Source organism: Micromonospora sp. RTGN7, from assembly GCF_033804645.1.
Lineage (GTDB): Bacteria > Actinomycetota > Actinomycetes > Mycobacteriales > Micromonosporaceae > Micromonospora.
In genome coordinates this window covers 117,633-134,518 of sequence record NZ_JAPZLF010000009.1, presented here as the reverse complement: position 1 = coordinate 134,518, position 16,886 = coordinate 117,633, and the positions used below count along the sequence as shown (strand labels likewise).

General features: G+C 72.8%; 17 protein-coding genes. 14 read left to right on the top strand and 3 right to left on the bottom strand.

The features are described from left to right. Positions 1-14 precede the first annotated feature (14 nt). The 10 genes from SNR22_RS15645 to SNR22_RS15605 all read left to right on the top strand — a co-directional run bounded on the left by SNR22_RS15645 (position 15) and on the right by SNR22_RS15605 (position 9,587). A complete protein-coding gene (locus SNR22_RS15645; RefSeq protein ID WP_320067304.1) occupies positions 15-1,370 on the top strand; it encodes a 3-oxoacyl-ACP reductase in 1,356 nt (451 codons plus the stop codon). Next, positions 1,370-2,416, top strand: coding sequence for a MaoC family dehydratase (locus tag SNR22_RS15640; protein ID WP_320067303.1), 1,047 nt, complete (start codon positions 1,370-1,372; stop codon positions 2,414-2,416). The genes SNR22_RS15645 and SNR22_RS15640 overlap by 1 nt, the downstream gene beginning before the upstream one ends. Before the next feature lie 82 nt (positions 2,417-2,498). Then, on the top strand, positions 2,499-3,251 hold the full coding sequence (locus tag SNR22_RS15635) for an NUDIX hydrolase (protein WP_320067302.1): 753 nt from the start codon (positions 2,499-2,501) through the stop codon (positions 3,249-3,251). After that, positions 3,248-4,237, top strand: a complete 990-nt coding sequence (locus SNR22_RS15630) for a serine/threonine protein kinase (protein WP_320067301.1) — start codon at positions 3,248-3,250, stop codon at positions 4,235-4,237. The genes SNR22_RS15635 and SNR22_RS15630 overlap by 4 nt, the downstream gene beginning before the upstream one ends. A gap of 10 nt (positions 4,238-4,247) precedes the next feature. Next, positions 4,248-5,222 (top strand): hypothetical protein, encoded by a 975-nt coding sequence (locus SNR22_RS15625; RefSeq protein ID WP_320067300.1) that lies wholly within the window; start codon positions 4,248-4,250, stop codon positions 5,220-5,222. Then, positions 5,219-6,472, top strand: a complete 1,254-nt coding sequence (locus SNR22_RS15620) for an adenylosuccinate synthetase (RefSeq protein ID WP_320067299.1) — start codon at positions 5,219-5,221, stop codon at positions 6,470-6,472. The genes SNR22_RS15625 and SNR22_RS15620 overlap by 4 nt, the downstream gene beginning before the upstream one ends. Positions 6,473-6,514: 42 nt before the next feature. Further along, positions 6,515-7,132, top strand: coding sequence for a DedA family protein (locus SNR22_RS15615; RefSeq protein WP_320067298.1), 618 nt, complete (start codon positions 6,515-6,517; stop codon positions 7,130-7,132). Between the two features lie 36 nt (positions 7,133-7,168). Then, on the top strand, positions 7,169-7,468 hold the full coding sequence (locus tag SNR22_RS29385) for a hypothetical protein (protein ID WP_413775644.1): 300 nt from the start codon (positions 7,169-7,171) through the stop codon (positions 7,466-7,468). A gap of 45 nt (positions 7,469-7,513) precedes the next feature. Next, the gene (locus tag SNR22_RS15610; RefSeq protein ID WP_320067297.1) at positions 7,514-8,119 is read left to right on the top strand and encodes a helix-turn-helix domain-containing protein; all 606 of its coding nucleotides are present in this window, start codon (positions 7,514-7,516) and stop codon (positions 8,117-8,119) included. Beyond that, on the top strand, positions 8,112-9,587 hold the full coding sequence (locus SNR22_RS15605; protein ID WP_320067296.1) for a PLP-dependent aspartate aminotransferase family protein: 1,476 nt from the start codon (positions 8,112-8,114) through the stop codon (positions 9,585-9,587). The genes SNR22_RS15610 and SNR22_RS15605 overlap by 8 nt, the downstream gene beginning before the upstream one ends. Before the next feature lie 324 nt (positions 9,588-9,911). Here the strand turns inward: SNR22_RS15605 and SNR22_RS15600 are convergent, their stop codons facing one another. Beyond that, the gene (locus SNR22_RS15600; protein WP_320067295.1) at positions 9,912-10,550 is read right to left on the bottom strand and encodes a TetR/AcrR family transcriptional regulator; all 639 of its coding nucleotides are present in this window, start codon (positions 10,548-10,550) and stop codon (positions 9,912-9,914) included. A 74-nt stretch (positions 10,551-10,624) separates the two neighbouring features. On the opposite strand from SNR22_RS15600, the gene SNR22_RS15595 reads away from it, so the two are divergent. From SNR22_RS15595 to SNR22_RS15580, 4 genes are all read left to right on the top strand, one after another. Then, positions 10,625-11,077, top strand: a complete 453-nt coding sequence (locus SNR22_RS15595; protein ID WP_320067294.1) for an SCP2 sterol-binding domain-containing protein — start codon at positions 10,625-10,627, stop codon at positions 11,075-11,077. Position 11,078: 1 nt separating this feature from the next. Next, a complete protein-coding gene (locus SNR22_RS15590; protein WP_320067293.1) occupies positions 11,079-12,293 on the top strand; it encodes an acyl-CoA dehydrogenase family protein in 1,215 nt (404 codons plus the stop codon). A 199-nt stretch (positions 12,294-12,492) separates the two neighbouring features. Further along, the gene (locus tag SNR22_RS15585) at positions 12,493-14,055 is read left to right on the top strand and encodes an AMP-binding protein (protein ID WP_320067292.1); all 1,563 of its coding nucleotides are present in this window, start codon (positions 12,493-12,495) and stop codon (positions 14,053-14,055) included. Positions 14,056-14,209: 154 nt separating this feature from the next. Then, complete coding sequence (locus SNR22_RS15580) at positions 14,210-15,469, top strand: serine hydrolase domain-containing protein (protein WP_320067291.1); 1,260 nt, start codon at positions 14,210-14,212, stop codon at positions 15,467-15,469. A 49-nt stretch (positions 15,470-15,518) separates the two neighbouring features. Here the strand turns inward: SNR22_RS15580 and SNR22_RS15575 are convergent, their stop codons facing one another. After that, the gene (locus SNR22_RS15575; RefSeq protein ID WP_320067290.1) at positions 15,519-16,367 is read right to left on the bottom strand and encodes a hypothetical protein; all 849 of its coding nucleotides are present in this window, start codon (positions 16,365-16,367) and stop codon (positions 15,519-15,521) included. Beyond that, a complete protein-coding gene (locus tag SNR22_RS15570) occupies positions 16,360-16,878 on the bottom strand; it encodes a SigE family RNA polymerase sigma factor (protein WP_320067289.1) in 519 nt (172 codons plus the stop codon). The genes SNR22_RS15575 and SNR22_RS15570 overlap by 8 nt, the downstream gene beginning before the upstream one ends. Positions 16,879-16,886: the final 8 nt, after the last annotated feature.

Below are 16,886 nucleotides of genomic sequence, written 5' to 3'. Positions count from 1 at the left end.
AGTAGGCTACGCCTATGACCGACAGGTACGCGAGCTTCGTCCGATCAGGGGCCGGCCGGGCGCTGGTCAAGCGCCTCGGGCTGCCCGACCCACCACGACTGCGCCGGCACACCCCGGGCGACCCGCTGCTCCCCGGGCCGGTCCTGCTCGGCGCGGCCACCGGAAGCCGGCTCTCCGAGCCGGTCGGCAAGATCCTGACCGCCGCCGGGGTCGAGCTGGCCGACCCGGCCGCCGCCGGCACCGACCGGCGACACGCCGCCCTGGTGTACGACGCCACCGGCGTCACCGACTCCACCGGCCTGCGCCAGCTCTACGACTTCTTTCATCCGCAGGCCCGGTCGGTGCTGCCCAGCGGGCGGGTGATCGTCCTCGGCACCCCGCCCGAGGAGTGCGGCTCGCCGCGCGAGGCGACCGCCCAGCGAGCCCTCGAAGGGCTGACCCGCAGCATCGGCAAGGAGTTCGGCCGGGGCGTCACCGCCCAACTCGTCTACGTCACCGCGACCGGCGACGCCGGCACGACCACCGGCCTGGAGTCCACCCTGCGGTTCCTGCTCTCCGGCCGGTCCGCGTACGTCTCGGCGCAGGTGGTCCGGGTCGGCACCGGCACCGCCGAGCCGCCGGCCGACTGGGACCGACCGCTGGACAGCCAGGTCGTCCTGGTCACCGGGGCGGCCCGGGGCATCGGTGCCGCCCTGGCCCGGGTGCTGGCCCGCGACGGGGCCCAGGTCGTCGCGCTGGACGTCCCGGCCGCCGGGGACGAACTGGCCGCCGTGGCCAACGAGATCGGCGCCACCGCCGTGCAGCTCGACCTGACCGCCCCGGACGCACCGACCCGACTCGCCGACCACCTGGCCGGCCGGCACGGGCACGTCGACGTGGTGGTGCACAACGCCGGCATCACCCGGGACAAGACCCTCGGCCGGATGGACGTCGACCGGTGGGACTCGGTGCTCGACGTGAATCTCTCCAGCCAGGAGCGGATCAACGACGCGCTGCTGGAGCGGGGGCTGATCCCGGCCGGCGGGCGGATCGTCTCGGTCTCCTCGATCGCCGGGATCGCCGGCAACCGGGGCCAGACCAACTACGCCACCTCCAAGGCCGGGGTGATCGGCCTGGTGCAGTCCCTCGCCCCGGTGCTGCGCGAGCGCCAGATCAGCATCAACGCGGTCGCCCCCGGCTTCATCGAGACCCGGATGACCGCCCGCATCCCGCTGATGATCCGGGAGGCGGGCCGCCGGATGAACAGCATGTCCCAGGGCGGCCTGCCGGTGGACGTCGCCGAGACGATCGGCTGGCTGGCCTGGCCGGCCAGCGGCGCGGTCAGCGGCAACATCGTCCGGGTCTGCGGCCAGAGCCTGCTGGGGGCGTGATGGCCAGGGCGGACGACCACGCCGACGACCTGTCGGTGCAAGAGCTGATCGAGGGGCCGACCGAGGTCATCTCCGCGCAGGAGTTGGCCGCCGTCCGAGCGGCCCGTCCCGCCGGCGCGGGAGGGCCCGGCCCGGCCCCCGCCGAACAGCAGGAGCTGTCGGGGCTCACCGATGACGCTGCTGGGGGCAGGGCGGTCGTGGAGCTGCCCCGGCTGCCGCAGGCCGGCCCCCTCTACCGGCGCGCCCTACTCGGGGCCCTGCCCGGGGTGGGTCGCCGACGCGGCGACACCCTGCCGGGGGTCGAGCTGACCGTCGCCGGGGTCACCGTCGACCGGGCGCACCTGGCCGACTACGACCGGGTGTGCGGGTTCCGGCTGGCCGATCGACTGCCGGCGACGTATCCGCACGTCATGGGTTTTCCGCTGGCGCTGCGGCTGATGACCGGGCCGGAGTTCCCCATGCCGCTGGCCGGCCTGGTGCACGTGGCCAACCGGATCACCGTGCACCGACCGGTCGAGGCCGGCGAGACGCTGGACTTCAGCGCGTACGCGGAGCGTCTGCGCCCGCACGACCGGGGCCGGCAGGTCGACGTGGTCCTGGTCGGATCGATCGGCGGGGAGGAGGTGTGGCGGGGCGTGTCGACGTACCTCGGCAAGGAGCGCGCGGCCGGCGGCGGCGAGCGGCGCGGTCCGGGTGAGCGGCCCGGGGCACCGGCCGCCACCGCCCACTGGCGGGTGACCCCCCGGGTGGGCGTGCACTACGCGCGGGTCTCCGGCGACCACAACCCGATCCACACCTCCCGGCTCGGGGCACGGTTGTTCGGCTTCCCGCGCCCGATCGCGCACGGCATGTGGAGCAAGGCCCGCTGCCTGGCCGCCCTGGAGAACCGGCTGCCGGAGGCGTACACCGTGGAGGTGGCCTTCAAGCTGCCGGTGCCGCTGCCATCCACAGTGGCGTTCAGCGTCGGCGCCGACGGCCCGGGCTGGGAGTTCGCCCTGAACGACGCGCGGGCCGGCCGTCCGCACCTGGCGGGCGCTGTGCGCTGAGCGAGGCCGGGGGTTGGCGGCGGCCCCCCGCGTGCGCTAAGTTGTTCTCACATCGAGTTCTTCTCAGATTGAGAGCGACGACGTGAACGAGCAGGATTACCTGGCCGCCTACGACCCCCGGGCCCATCCGCCGGTCGCCGTCACCGTCGACGTGGTCGCCCTGACCATCCGCGAGGGCGCGCTGCACCTGCTGCTCGTCCGCCGGGGCGCGCCGCCGTTCGAAGGCCACTGGGCGCTGCCCGGCGGCTTCGTCCACCCCGACGAGGACCTGGCCGCCGGCGCGCGCCGGGAGCTGGCCGAGGAGACCGGGCTCGGCGGCGAGCGGCTGCGCCGCGTCCACCTGGAGCAGCTCGGCAGCTACGGCGTCCCCGACCGGGACCCCCGGATGCGGATCGTCTCGGTCGCACACCTCGCGTTCGCCCCCGACCTACCCGACCCGGCCGCCGGCAGCGACGCCGACGAGGCGCTCTGGCTGCCGGTGACCGTGCTGCCCAGCCGGCAGCTCGCCTTCGACCACGCCCGGATCACCGACGACGGGCTGGAGCGGGCCCGGTCCAAGCTGGAGTACGCGCCGCTGGCCACCCGCTTCCTCGACAGCGAGTTCACCATCACCGAGCTGCGCGCCGTCTACGAGACGGTCTGGGGCCACCCCCTGCACGCCGGCAACTTCCACCGCAAGGTGCTCTCCGTGCCGGGCTTCGTGGAGAGCACCGGCAACAGCACCGAACGCGGCGGCACCCGCGGCGGCCCCCGCGCCAAGCTCTACCGCGCCGGCGACGCCCGACTGCTGCACCCGGCGTTGCTGCGCCCCGCCCGCGAGGAGACGATCCGATGAGGACCGACGAGGCAGTCCGGCTGGTCGCGGCGGCCCGCACCGACGCCGACCTCTTCGGCGCGGACGCACCGGCCCGCCGCTACCGCGAACTGGTCGCGGCCCTGCACCCCGACCGGCTGGGCGCGCTCGACGAGGCGGTACGCGCCGAGGCCACCGACGCTTTCGTGCGGGTCACCACCCGCTGGCGGGCCGGCCGAGCGGCGGGGCCCGCCGGGTTCGTGCTCGGGGTGTACCCGCTCGGCCCGCTCAGGTTCACCGGCGACCTTGCCGACCTCTACGACGTGGGCGCGGACCGGCTGCTCAAGCTGCCCCGCAACCCCGCCGACAACGACCTGATGGCCCGCGAGGCGCACGCCCTGCGCACCGTCGAGGAGCGGGGCGACCCGCGCTACCTGCCCTACCTGCCCCGGCTGGTCGACTCCTTCCGGCACCGGGATGTCTCGACCGGGGCCGAGCGGCGGATCACCGTGCTGGCCACCGCGCCCGGGCTGCACAGCCTCGACGAGGTGCGCCGGGCGTACCCGGGCGGGCTGGACGCCCGGGACGCGGCCTGGATGTGGCGGCGGCTGCTGGTCGCCCTCGGCCTGGCCCACCGGGCCGGCGTGGTGCACGGCGCGGTGCTGCCCCGGCACGTGCTGATCGAGCCCGACGGGCACGGCGTGGTGCTCGTCGACTGGTGCTTCTCGGTGGTCGGCGGCGGCACGATCGCGGCGCTGGTGCCCGGCCACGAGGACTGGTATCCGCCGGAGGTCGCCGCGAAGCGCCCCTGCGGACCCGGCACCGACCTGGCGATGGCCGCCCGCTGCATGACCTGGCTGATGGGCGACCGGGCGCCGCGCGAGCTGCGCGCCTTCGCCGACGGCTGCCGCCGCCCGGCCCTGAACGCCCGACCCGACGACGCCTGGCACCTGCTCGGCGAACTGGACGAGGTGCTGGAGCGGCTCTACGGGCCGCGCACCTTCCGACCCTTCACCCTCAACCCCTAGGGAGGCTGCCATGGGCAGTGGAATGTGGTCCACCGACGTGTACGACGCCGCAGACAGCTATCGCCGGGCCACCGGCAAGAGCGCGTTCTCCTACAGCGACAGCGGGGCGCGGAGCGTGCACGACGCCCTCGACCCGCGCGGCGCGGTCCGGGAGAGCCGCGACTCGGCCGAGCACCCGCAGTCAACGGCCATCTCGGTGCTCTTCGACGTGACCGGCTCGATGGGACACGTGCCCCGCACCCTCCAGACCAAGCTGCCGCAGCTGCTCGGGCTGCTGCTGCGCCAGGGGTACGCCCGCGACCCGCAGATCATGTTCGGCGCGATCGGCGACGCCACCTGCGACCGGGTGCCCTTGCAGGTCGGGCAGTTCGAGTCGGACAACCGGATGGACGACGACCTCGGCCGGATCGTGCTGGAGGGCGGCGGTGGCGGCCAGATGACGGAGTCGTACGAGCTGGCCATGTACTTCATGGCCCGGCGCACGGCGACGGACTGCTGGGACAGGCGCGGCCGGCGCGGCTACCTGTTCATCATCGGCGACGAGTTGGCCTACCCCCGGGTGGACCGGCGTCAGGTCAGCCGCCTGATCGGCGAGGACCTGGGCGAGGACGTGCCGCTGCGGCAGATCGTCGACGAGGTGACCCGCCGCTGGGACACGTACTACCTGCTCCCCGCCGGCAGCCACTACGCCGGCAACGCCAAGGTGCTGGACTTCTGGCGGGACCTGCTCGGGCAGAACGCCGTCGTGCTTGACGACCTGGACGCCGTCTGCGAGACCATCGCGCTCACCGTCGGCCTCGGTGAGCAGGCCGTCGACCTGGACCAGGGGCTCGCGGACCTGAAGCGGGCCGGTTCGACGGCCACCGGCACGGTGTCCAGGGCGCTGGCCCCGCTCAACGCGGCACGGGGCCAGGTGGGCGCGCTGCCGGCCCAGTCCGCGCTGCCCGCCACCGGCGCCGGCGCCCGGGGGGTCACCCGGCTGTGAACCACGTGATGGTGGTCGACCTCGGCTACGGCGACGCCGGCAAGGGCACCGTCGTGGACTGGCTCTGCGCGACCCGGCCCGTCCACACGGTGGTCCGCTTCAACGGGGGCGCGCAGGCGGCGCACAACGTCGTCCTGCGCGACGGGCGGCACCACACGTTCGCGCAGTTCGGGGCCGGGACGTTCCGCCCCGGGGTGCGGACCCACCTGACGCGGCACGTGGTGGTGGACCCGTTGGCCCTGGCCGCCGAGGCCGACCACCTCACCTCGGTGGGGGTGCCCGACGCGCTCGACCGGCTCACGGTCGACGGGGAGGCGCTGCTGGCCACGCCCTACCACCGGGCCGCGAACCGGGCCCGGGAGCTGGCCCGGGGAGCCGACCGGCACGGTTCCTGCGGGCTGGGGGTGGGCGAGGCCGTCGCGTACGGGCTCGCCCACCCGGACTCCGCGCCGAGGGTGGCGGACTGCCGCACCCCGGCGGTGCTGCGCCGCCGGCTCACCGCGCTGCGGGGCCGGCTGACCGCCGAACTCGGCCCGCTGGACGCCCCGCCGGTCGCCGACTGCCTGCCGGCGTTCACCGGGTTCGCCGACCGGGTGGCGATCGTCGACCGGGCGCACCTGGCCGGGGTGCTGCGCGCCGGGGCGTGCGTCTTCGAGGGGGCGCAGGGGGTGCTGCTCGACGAGTGGCACGGCTTCCACCCGTACACGACCTGGAGCACCACCACGTTCGCCAACGCCGAGTCACTGCTCGCCGAGGCGGGCCAGGCCGGTACGGCCGAGCGGCTGGGCGTGCTGCGGATCGCGACCACCCGGCACGGCCCGGGGCCGCTGGTCACCGAGGACCCGACCCTGGCGCTGGCCGACCCGCGCAACCCGACCAACCCGTGGCAGGGGCGGTTCAGGTTCGGCCATTTCGACGCGGTCGCCCACCGGTACGCCCTGGCGGTGGCCGGCGGGGTCGACGGCCTCGCGCTCACCCACCTGGACCTCGCCGACCGGGGGCTGCGGATCTGCCGCCGCTACGACACGCCGGACCGGTTGGAGCCCGGCCCGCCCGGCGACCTGGACCGGCAGGCCGCCCGCACCGCCCGCCTGCTGGCGGCCCGCCCGGTTTACGACGACGGCCCGCCGTCCGACTGGCCCTCGGCGGTGGAGGAGGCGCTCTGCGCCCCGGTCGTGCTCACCTCCCACTCGCCGACCGCCGAGGGTAAGGCGGTAAGGAAGGGCACGCTGTTAGCGCCTTTTGTATAGGAAGAGCCCCTTCCTGACACCCTGCCGGCAGAACATGAAGGCATGCAGTCGGTGCTCGACCTGCTCCGCGACACGGTCACCTCACCGTGGGTCTATCTGGTGATCTTCCTGGTCACCGCGGTGGACGCCGTCTTCCCGGCGGTCCCCGGCGAGACGATCGTGGTCACCGCCGGGGTCTTCGCCGCGGGCGGGCAGCCGGAGCTGGCCGCGGTGATCGTGGTGGCGGCGGTCGGCGCGCTGGCCGGCGACAATCTGTCGTACGCCATCGGCAGGGGCGGCGGCGCGCACCGGCTGGCCCGGCTGCCAGCGGAGAGCCGCCGTCGGACCGGATCGGAGTGGGCCCGCCGGGCGGTGGACCGGCGCGGCGCCATCATCCTCATGACCGCCCGGTACGTGCCCGGCGGGCGGACGGCCGTGACCCTGACGATGGGCGCCGTGCGGTACCCCCTGCGGTCGTTCCTGCTCTTCGACACCCTGGCCGCCGGGTCCTGGGCGGTCTACTGCGGGCTGCTCGGCTACTTCGGCGGGCTGGTCTTCGAGCGGAATCCCATCGCGGGCGTGCTGGCGGGCGTCGGGCTGTCGTTCGTGATCACCGGGCTACTGGAGGCGATCCGCCGGCTGCGGCGCCGCGCCCACCGCCGCGCCGCCGCCCGGAGTTGAGCAACAACGCTCATCTGCAAGCTGACCCACTCCCGGGTGGCGCAGGCGTTGAAGAACCCGACGTATGCCGGCGTCTACACGTTCGGCAAGACCCGGGAAGTGCGCACGGTCCTGCCCGACGAGTCGGTCCGCTCGACCCGTCACCGTCGTGCGCGGGAGAACTGTGTCACTGGTGCATCCCCTGGGACCCGAAACCCAGGAGATCTACCGGCAGAAAGGTCGCGGGCTCGTTCCGGCTCAAGCCGGAGCCACCCGTGGCGAACGACTGCGGACGCACAGCGGGTCGGCGCGGAGATGGTGGACCTGCCCGTCCGGCCCAGTGTCCAAGCCCACTGACCAACCGCCACGCGAAGTGCACCGACCGTGCACTATACTGCACTTGTGGATGAGGGTACCGCAGCGCTCGCGTTGGCGATCGGCGTCAGGATCAGGCAGGAGCGGCAGTCGCGGCGCTGGACGCTGGATCAGCTGGCGGAGGCTGCCGGAGTGAGCCGTCGGATGGTGGTCAACGTCGAGCAGGGCGCCGCCAATCCGAGCGTGGGGACGCTGCTGAGGATCAGCGATGCGCTCGGTGTTGGGCTGCCGGCGTTGGTGGAGCCGCCGCACCCCAGGCCGGTGAAGGTCACTCGTCATGGTGATGGCGCCGTGCTGTGGAGTGGTGAGTTCGGGGGAAGCGGGGTGTTGATGGCTGGCACCGAGCCACCGGATGTGGTCGAACTGTGGGACTGGACCCTTGGGCCTGGTGACCGGCATGGGAGCGAGGCTCACGCGCCGGGGACCAAGGAGCTGCTGCAGGTCCGCCAAGGCGCGATCACGGTTGAGGTCGCTGATCAGTCGTTCACCCTCGACGTTGGTGATGCGCTCGCGTTCCCTGGTGACGTCGCGCACTCCTACACCAATCCAGGCACGCTGCCGGCGAGGTTCTCGCTGGCTGTCTTCGAGCCGGGCGTGGGGTCGGGTACGCGGTCGGAGGCCGTCGATGCCTGACCTCGGCATGCTTGATACGACGACCACAGCCCCGTCGAGCACCGCGAACGCGTCATCGGTCACCTGGAACAGCGCGACCACGGGCTGGACACCGGTGCCGCGACCCAGCAACGGCGGCGCCTCGCTGCGATCGGCGATTGGCAGACCCACCGCGAGCGGCCATGAACGGCCACAGTCCATCACTACCGTGACTCGCAGGAAGGTGCATCACATGGATGCCAGGTCGACCCTTGCGACCGGGAACGCGCCGCGCAACCGTCCAGACAGGCGCGACTACGCCACCCTTGGCGACGATTCGTGGGCCGTGCACGGCGGCAACCGCCCGGACGACACCACAGGTGCGATCCGCACCCCGATCGTGATGGCGAACTCCTACCGGCTCCCACACGACCCGGCCAGCCTGGACGACTCCGATCCCGACGCGCTTGTCTACACCCGCGAAACCGGCGCCAACCAGCTCGGCCTGCAGGCGAAGCTCGCCGCGATCGAGCACGGTGAAGCAGCGGCAGCCTTCGCCACCGGCATGGCCGCCCTGCACGCCGCCTTCCTCGCCCTGCTCAACCCCGGCGATCATGCGATCGTCTCGAACGTTGTCTACGGGCGGGTCTTTGGACTGTTCAGCTCCCTGCTGCCGGCCAAGCTCGGCATAGAGGTCGACTTCGTCGACATCACCGACCTTGACGCCGTGCGGACGGCCGTCCGCACCAACACCCGGCTCATCCACACCGAGGCCATCGCCAACCCCGATCTGCGTGTCGCCGAGATCGCCCCACTGGCACAGATCGCCCACGCCAGCGGTGCGCGGCTGACAGTCGACTCGACCTTCACACCGCCGCCCATGTTGCGGCCACTTGACCATGGCGCAGACCTCGTCATCCACTCGCTGACGAAGTACATCAACGGTCACGGCGACGCGATGGGCGGTGCCGTGATCGGCGACCGCAGCCTCATCGACGAGATCAAGTCCGGTCCGATGCACCACATCGGCGGCGCCATCACCCCGTTCAACGCCTGGCTCATCATGCGCGGATCCATCACCCTGCCCCTGCGGCTGCAACGTCACTGCGACAACGCCCACGCCTTCGCCACATTCCTCGCCCAAGACCCCCGGATAGCTCACATCGCGTATCCCGGTCTACCCAGCGACCCCCACCATCCCGGCGCAGCCGCCCAGTTCAACGGCACCTACGGCGGCGTCGTCTCCTTCGCCATCGCAGGCGAGCACGAGGACCGCGTGCGATTCGTCAACGATCTGCGGCTCATCACCTCCGCGGTCTCGCTCGGCCACGACGAAACACTCATCGCCTACGAGCACTATCCCGAGGCGAGAGCAATCGCCTTCGCCGCTCCGTTCCGCGACCACGGACTCATCCGACTCGCAGTCGGCCTTGAATCAGCAGACGACCTCATCGCCGACCTCGACGCCGCCCTCACCACCGCCTACGGCCCACCAGCAGCCAGCCGCTGAATCAGCCAGAACTGCCTTCGTCGGCGATCCGGCCGCGGACAACCGCACGTCCCGAGTTTCGACCGCGGTCGGGGAATCGGTGATGACCGGCGTCAGGTCGCTGTCCGGGACGGCGTTGGCCGTCCCCTGGCGCTGAGCGTCCTCCCATCGGCGCGCCGCCACCGAGACCAACCCGCACTGCGGGAGTTCGGTGCAGATCGGCGCGACGGCGTACATCACCGTCGGCGGGCAGACCGCCGCATCGGTCAAGGAGTACATAAGGAACAGGAACGGCACCGCGTACGCCGACGGCTCGTAGCGGGAGCCCCGGTCGGTCCCGCCGGACTACTGCTGCGGCGGGTGCCAGGTGCTGCCGCGCAGGAGTTGGTCGGCGCCGAGCCAGGCGACGTTCATCATCCGGGTGGCGGTCTTCTCCGGGTCGGCCTCCGGGTGGTCGGCGAGCCAGTCGGCCAGCGACTCGCTCGCGCCGACCAGGGCGTACGCGACGACCTCCAGGTCCGTTGCGCTCACCTCGCGCCCCCGGGCGCGCAGCGCGTGGTCGAGCATCCCGGCGACCACCTCGACCAGCCGAGCCCGCATGCCGGCCAGCTCGCCGGCGAACGGCTGCGAGCCGCGGGCCTGTCGGTAGAGCACCGCCCAGCCGTCCCGGTGCGCCCCGACGAAGCCGAAGAACGCCCGCAGCCCCCGCCAGAGCCGCTCGTCGGCGGCGAGGTCCGGGGCGGCGGCCCCGGCGATGGCCTTCGTCATCCGGGTGCCCTCGCGGTGCAGGCAGGCGACGAAGAGCTCCTCCTTGGTGCCGAGGTACGCGTAGACCATCGGTTTCGAGATGCCGGCGTCCTCGGCGATCTCGTCCATGCTGGCGGCGTGGAAGCCGCGTCGGGAGAAGACCCGGACGGCCGCGTCGAGCATCTGCTGCTCGCGTACGGCCCGGGGGAGGCGCTTGAAGGTGGGGCTGCTGGACACCTTGCGAGCATACCTACTCGTGCGTAGGGTTACGCTTCAGTAACCATAATCGCCCGCCCGAGAGGTTCATCTCCATGACTGACTTCGACCCGGCCAACTTCGCCAACTACGGCCCGAAGGAGTTCGCCCAGCTGGTCAAGTCCACCCCCGACGGCAAGATCGCCGAGGTGATGTCCAGTGACCTGCGCGGCAAGGTCCTGAGCGAGGTTTTCGGCCGGATGCCGTCGCTGTTCCGTGCCGACCGGGCCGGTGCCACCAACGCGGTGATCCACTGGAACATCACCGGTCGCCCCGACGGTGGCACCGACAGCTACGAGGTCGTCATCGCCGACGGCGCGTGCACGGTCAACGAGACCCCGCAGCACGACCCGAAGCTGAGCCTCACCATGGGCCCGGTCGAGTTCCTGAAGATCGTCTCCGGCGGCGCCAACCCGGTGATGATGTTCATGACCGGCAAGTTGAAGGCCAAGGGCGACCTGGGCCTGGCCGCCAACATTGCCAACCTGTTCGACATGCCCAAGGCCTGAGATGGCCGAGTTCTCGCTCGATCTGAACGAAGAGCAGCGGGACCTGCGGGACTGGGTGCACGGCTTCGCCGCCGACGTCGTGCGCCCGGCCGCCGCCGAGTGGGACGAACGGGAAGAAACCCCCTGGCCCGTCATCCAGGAAGCGGCGAAGGTCGGCCTGTACGGCTTCGAGTTCCTCGCCACCTGCTGGGCCGACCCCACCGGCCTCTCCCTGCCGATCGCCAGCGAAGAACTCTTCTGGGGCGACGCCGGCATCGGCCTGGGCATCTTCGGCACCTCCCTGGCGGTGGCCGCCATCTACGGCGCGGGCACCCCCGACCAGCTCGTCGAGTGGGTCCCGCAGTGCTTCGGCGACGTCGATTCGCCCGCCGTCGCGGCGTTCTGCACGACCGAGCCGGAGGCCGGCTCCGACGTCGGGGCGATGCGCACCCGGGCCGTCTACGACGAGGCCACCGACGAGTGGGTGCTGCGCGGCCAGAAGGCGTACGCCACCAACGGCGGGATCGCCGGAGTGCACGTCGTCACCGCCTCGATCGACCCGACGCTCGGCTCGCGCGGCCAGGCCGCGTTCGTCGTACCGCCGGGCACCGCCGGGCTGACCGGGACCCGGAAGCTGCGCAAGCTGGGGCTGCGGGCCTCGCACACGGCGGACGTCTTCCTCGACGACGTCCGGGTGCCGGGCCGCTGCCTGCTCGGCGGGCGGGAGGCCCTGCTGGAACGGCTCGACCGGGCCCGCTCCGGCCAGCGGGCCTCGGGCCAGGCCGCGATGCGCACCTTCGAGCTGTCCCGGCCCACCGTCGGCGCGCAGGCGCTCGGCGTGGCCCGGGCCGCCTACGAGTACGCCCTCGACTACGCCAAGGACCGGGTCCAGTTCGGCCGGCCGATCATCGAGAACCAGGCGGTCGCGTTCGCGCTCGCCGACATGAGGATGGAGATCGACGCGGCCCGGCTGCTGGTCTGGCGGGCGTCCTGGATGGGGCGCAACAACCGTCCGTTCACCGCTGGCGAGGGCTCGATGTCCAAGCTCAAGGCCGGCGAGGTGGCCGTGTCGGTCACCGAGAAGGCCGTCCAACTGCTCGGCGGGGCCGGTTTCCTGCGGGATCACCCGGTCGAGCGCTGGTACCGGGACGCGAAGATCTACACCATCTTCGAGGGCACGTCCGAAATCCAGCGGCTGGTGATCTCCCGCGCCATCTCCGGCGTGCACGTGCGCTGACCGCCCACCACTGAGGCCCACCGTCGTCGGCGCCCGCTCTCCCAACGAGGGCGCCGACGACGGAGGCGGGGCCGCCCGGTACGGCCCGCGAGCAAGGCAACGGCGGCCCGTACGCACCGACGACCAGCACTGGAAGGACACCACCGGCGAGGAGCCCCAGACGAGGAGCCCTTCGCGCATTGCCGCAGGAGGCCCTCGCATGGACCTGCCGTTCATCGCCGCCACGCTGATCCGACGCGGGCTGCTCACCCCGGGCCCACCGGTCCGGGTCGCCACCCAACTCGCCGCGCTCCGCAAGTGGGGCTGGGGGCTGGCCGGCGAGCTGCGCCAGGCCGCCGCCCGGGACCCGGGTCGCACCGCCGTGATCGACGAGCAGGGCACCGCACTGACATATCGGGAGCTGCTGGACCGGGCCGAGCGGCTGGCGAAGTCGCTGCGCGGCGCGCTCGGCGTCAAGGCCGGCGACCGGGTCGGGCTGCTCTGCCGAAACCACCACGGGCTGATCGAGGCTACGGTCGCCACCACCCTGCTCGGCGCGGACGCCGTACTGGTCAACACCGGGCTCTCCGCCACGCAGCTGACCACGGTCGCCCAGGAGCAGTCGCTACGGGTTCTGGTGCACGACGACGAGTTCGCCGAGCGGCTCGCCGGCCTCCCCGCCGAGCCGCAGCGGGTCGGCGAGGCCCGGTTGGCGGAGCTGATCGCCGGTGCGCCAACCGGCGAGCTCCGGCCGCCGCCGCGCGACGGCCGGACCATCGTGCTCACCTCCGGCACCACCGGCACCCCCAAGGGGGCCCGCCGTCCCACCCCGCAAGGCTTCGGCCCGCTGGTGTCCATCATCGACCGCATCCCGCTGCGTGCCCGGGAGACCGTGCTGATCGCCGCGCCGATCTTCCACACCTGGGGGTACGCCGCCCTCCAGGTCTGCTTCGCCCTGCGGGCCACCATCGTGCTGCACCGCCGCTTCGACCCGGCCGCGACGCTGGACGCGCTGGTGGCACAACGCTGCGACGCCATGTTCGCCGTGCCGGTGATGGTGCAGCGGCTGATGGAGGTGCCCCCACCCGCGCGGAGACTGCCCCTGAAGGTGGTCGCGGTCAGCGGGTCGGCGCTGCCCGGCGGGCTGGCCCTGAGCTTCATGGACGCCTACGGCGACGTCCTCTACAACCTGTACGGCTCGACCGAGGTCTCCTGGGCGTCCATCGCCACCCCCGGTGACCTGCGCCAGGCCCCCACCACCGCCGGCCGACCGCCGCACGGCACCCGGCTCCGGCTCCTCGACGACGAGGGCCGGGCGGTGCCCGACGGTCGGGTCGGCCGGATCTTCGTAGGCAACGAGATGCTCTTCGAGGGCTACACCTCCGGAGCGGGCCGGGAGAGCCACGACGGGCTGCTGGACACCGGGGACCTCGGCCGGGTCAACGGCGACGGGCTGCTCTTCGTCGACGGGCGGGCCGACGACATGATCGTCTCGGGCGGTGAGAACGTCTTCCCGTCCGAGGTGGAGGAGTTGCTCGCCCGGCTCCCCCAGGTTCGGGAGGCGGCCGTGATCGGGGTGCCGGACCCGGAGTTCGGTCAGCGGCTCGCCGCCTTCCTCGCCCTGCACCCCGGCGAGACGCTGGACCCGGAGGCGGTCCGCGAGTACGTCCGGCACTACCTGGCCCGGTTCTCCGTCCCCCGGGACGTCGTCTTCGTGAAGTACCTTCCGCGCAATGCCACCGGCAAGGTGCTCACCCGGGAACTGCGCCGCTACCACGACTGACGGGCACTACCCCGGCCACGCCACCAGCACGGCCGAGGGACTTTCCCCCGGCCGTCGATCGGGCACACCAGGGATTCGCCCGAGCCGACGGCCAGGGTGCGCCGGGGGACTCTCCCGGATACCCCGGGATCGCCCGGCTGGAAGGCTGGACAGCATGAAGATCACGAGTCGCCCGCCCCTCCTCGTCGCCATGGCGCTCGGCGCCGTGCTGACCGTCACCGCCCCCGGCACGGTCTCCGCCGCCCCGCGCACCACCGACGCCTCCACCCCCGGCTCCGTCGCCGTGCCCCCCTCAGCCGTGACTGCCGGCTCCGTGGGCGACGGGACGGCGGCGCTCGGCCGGGGCGGCACCGACTGCCGACCCGGCACCCTCGACCCCAGCCCTCTCCGGACAGCGATCGCCGGCCTACCCAGCGCCGACGCGACCAGCGCCCAGGCGCGGATCACCACCCCGGAGGGTTGCTGGACGGGCACCAGCGGCGTACGGGACCTGCGCGCCCCGGCCCCGGTGCCGCCGCACGCGCGGTTCCGGGTGGGCAGCGCAACCAAGGTCTTCACCGCCGCCCTGGTGCTCCAGCTCGCCGCCGAAGGGCGGGTCGACCTGAACGGGCCGGTGCAGGGATACCTACCCGGCCTGCTGCCCGCCGACTACCCGACCGTGACCGTCCGCCAGCTGATCGACCACACCAGCGGCATCCCAAGCCCGATCGTGCCGGACGACATCGAGTGGCAGCTCGCCCGCCGGTACGACCGGTGGACCCCGGAGCAGATCGTCCGGCGCGGGCTGGACAACGGCCGTGAGTTCGAGCCCGGGGAGAAGCAGCACTACACCAACATGGGCTACATCGTCGCCGGCCTGCTGATCGAGAAGATCACCGGCCACTCGTACGAGACGGAGCTGGACCGGCGGATCGCCCGACCGCTCGGCCTGCGGGACACGTACGCGCCGGGCGACGACCCGCGCATCCGTGGCCCGCACGCGCACGGCTACCAGGCCGTGGTCCGCGGCGGGGCGACCGAGCTGGTGGACGCGACCACCTGGAGCCAGACCTTCACCCCGGCCTCCGGGAACGTCATCTCCAGCCTCGCCGACCTGGACACCTTCATCACGGCGCTGTTCAACGGCCGAGTGGTGCCGGAGCCGCAGCTCACCGAGATGTTCACCCTCCCACGGGTGGACGACGTCGAGGGCGGGCCGGCCCGGTACAGCGCCGGGCTGACCGCCATGCGACTGCCGAACGGCGAGACCCTGTGGGCCAAGACCGGCTCCCGGTTCGGCTACCTGACCGCCGTGGCTTCGACGCGGGACGGCCGGTTCCGGGTGGAGTACTCGATCACCGCGACGAACGCCAAGAGCGAGAAGCTGAGCGCCACCGCCCAGGCCGTCATCGGCGCCGCCCTCGGTATGTTCTGACCCACGCCCGCCGATCGTCCCGACGGCCCCGGCCGACCCGACCCACGGTTCACGGGTACAGGGTCAGGCCGGGTGCCCAGGCGATCGCGGCGAGCTGTTCCACGGTGAGCAGGGGCTCGTCGGCGGTCTTCGAGGTCCGCAACCGGTTGCCGCCCGGCTCACCCCGGAAGTTGCTGGTGATGACGAGCACCGAGGTGCCGTCCGGCCGCAGCAGCATCACCCACAGCTGCCGCTGACCCGGCCCCGCGACCATGCTGCTGACCAGGGCGGCCGAACCGTTCGGATAGTCGACGACCTCGCAGTTGTCCGGGTCGAGCGCGTGCCGGCAGCTCGGCACGGCCTCGTCCGCGGGCGTCGGCATCACCCGGATCAGGAAAACGCCGGACTCCTCGCCCCGCCGGACCGTCCCGTCCACCGTGTACTCCCGGTAGCGGGGATGGTACTGGAACTGCGGCTCGGAACAGCCCTTCAGCGCCGGGTCGATCCACACCCCGCTGGGCAGTAGGGCCGGCAGCGCGTCCCGGAGCGCCCCGGTCAGTCGGGCGACCCCGGCCCCGGCTGCCTCCGTCGGCCGGGTACGGACCGTGTCGTGCGACTGCAGGGGCGGCAGGGGCCCGCTGGTCTGCGGGTTCACCCCGGCACACAGGGGCACGGGAGTCGAAGGAGCCCCGGTGGGCAGGCCGAGCACCGGCAGGCTGATCGGGTGGGGCGGGCCTCCTGCCACCAGCGCTGGCACCACGGCCACCGCGGCGACGGCGGCCGCGACGCCGATGCCGCTCCACACCCAAGACCGGTGCCGGCGACGCCGCCGCTCGGTGCTGATCAGGTGCTCCACGTCGATCCGGGTCGCCGGCGGGTCAGCCGCGGTGGCATGCAGTTGGGACGTGATCTCATCCATCGGCGCGTACCCCCTCGTGGGTGGCCGGCACGCCGACGAGGCGGCCCCGCAGCGCCTCGATGGCCCGCGCGGCCTGACTCTTCACGGTTCCGGTGGTGCAGCCCAGTTCCCGGGCCGTCTCCTCGACCGAAAGGTCGCAGAAATAGCGCAGCACCAGGACGGCCCGCCGTCGGGCCGGCAACTCGGCCAGCAGGGCGAGGATGGTCAGCCGGTCGGCGGCCCCGTCGGTCGCCGACCGCGCCGCGCCGTCCGGCACGTCCGCCCAGGCGGCCTCCCGCCGCCACGGCCGGCGGCGCTCGTCCAGCCAGACCCGCAGCAGGACGCGCCGGACGTACGCGTCCGGGTTGTCCATCGCGGAGACCCGTCGCCAGTGTCGCAACAGCCGGACCAGCGCCATCGACACCAGGTCGTCCGCCGTGTGCCAGTCGCCGCAGAGCAGGTACGCCGTGCGACGCAACGGGTCCAGCCGCGAAGCGACGTACTCGCGGTAGCCCTCGATGTCGGCAGGCAATCCGCCAC